1 protein-coding gene is annotated in these 1,321 nt (G+C 53.7%); it reads left to right on the forward strand.

The window, feature by feature from the left end; genetic code table 11:
- The coding region (locus EXT47_RS23605) for an amino acid adenylation domain-containing protein (RefSeq protein WP_130127744.1) at positions 1-1,321 on the forward strand (1,321 nt) is incomplete at both ends.

Raw genomic sequence — 1,321 nt, forward strand, 5'->3', positions numbered from 1 at the left:
TGGTAGGCATTCTGGGGATCCTCAAAGCTGGTGGGGCCTATGTGCCGCTTGACCCGGCTTATCCGCAGGCACGACTGACCTATATGCTTAGGGACAGCGGCGTCAAATTGGTTCTAAGCCAATCATGGCTGACACTGCCTCAGGAGCAGGCTGTAGAGACCCTTTATCTGGATAAAGAGGATATCTTTGCCGAGCAGGCACAAGACAATCCAGAGATTATTGGTGATGTGGGGCCTAAGAGCGCTGTCTATATGATTTATACCTCAGGTTCAACTGGGCGGCCTAAAGGGGTAGTTATCGAGCAAAGGAATTTGTTGAACTTCCGCCAGGTTTTTGAACATCAGCTTGAACAGCTGGATGCGCAAAAGAGCAACTGGTTGTGGCACGGCAGCTTTGCTTTTGATGCCTCGGTTAAAGGGATTCTAGCCCTGTGCTCAGGCAATACCCTAGTGGTTGCAAGTGAGCGAGAAGCCTTGGAACCGTCGCAACTGCTAGCTCTGACGGCGCAACATGATATTCAAGTATTGAACCTGACACCGGCACTGGTTCCGGTGATGCTGGATTGCTTGGAGCAGGGAGATAGGGGCCATTTGCACCTGATGATAGGCGGGGAAGCGTTAGGTAAAGCGTTATGGGACAGGGTAGCGGCCTACGGGGCTCGTCATGACCGCCAAGCGCTGAATCTATACGGCCCGACTGAAACGACCATTAATGCCTCTTATGCTGTAATTGACGGGGAAGTGATGCCTCATATCGGCAAGCCTGTGGCCAATACCCAGTTCTATGTGATGGACAGTCGCCAGCAGCTGGTGCCGACTGGAGTGGTGGGTGAGCTTTATATCGGGGGGGCGGGTGTTGCCCGCGGCTACCTGAACAGAGATGAGCTGACAGCGGAGAAATTTGTGGCCAACCCTTATTTTGACGCTAAGGACAGCAACAGCTGCCGGCGTTTATACCGCAGTGGCGACTTAGTGCGCTGGCGGGCAGATGGGGAGTTGGAATTTATTGGCCGTATCGACCATCAGGTGAAGGTGCGTGGTTTACGTATCGAGCTGGGTGAAATAGAACAGTGCTTGGTGGGAGATGCAGGAGTCAGGGAAGCAGCGGTGCTTGCCCGCGAAGCAGGAAATAATGACAACCGCTTGGTGGCCTACCTGGTCCCGGGTGAGAGCCTGAAGGATGAAGCAGCCTTTATCGAGGCGGTGCGTGAACAGCTGTGTAAGGCGCTGCCTGATTATATGGTGCCGGCGGCTTTTGTTGTTCTTGAGGCTTTGCCGTTAACGGTCAACGGTAAACTTGACCGCCATGCTTTGCCTGAGCC

The sequence above is a fragment of the Pseudoalteromonas sp. CO342X genome (assembly GCF_004208915.1).
Lineage (GTDB): Bacteria > Pseudomonadota > Gammaproteobacteria > Enterobacterales > Alteromonadaceae > Pseudoalteromonas > Pseudoalteromonas maricaloris.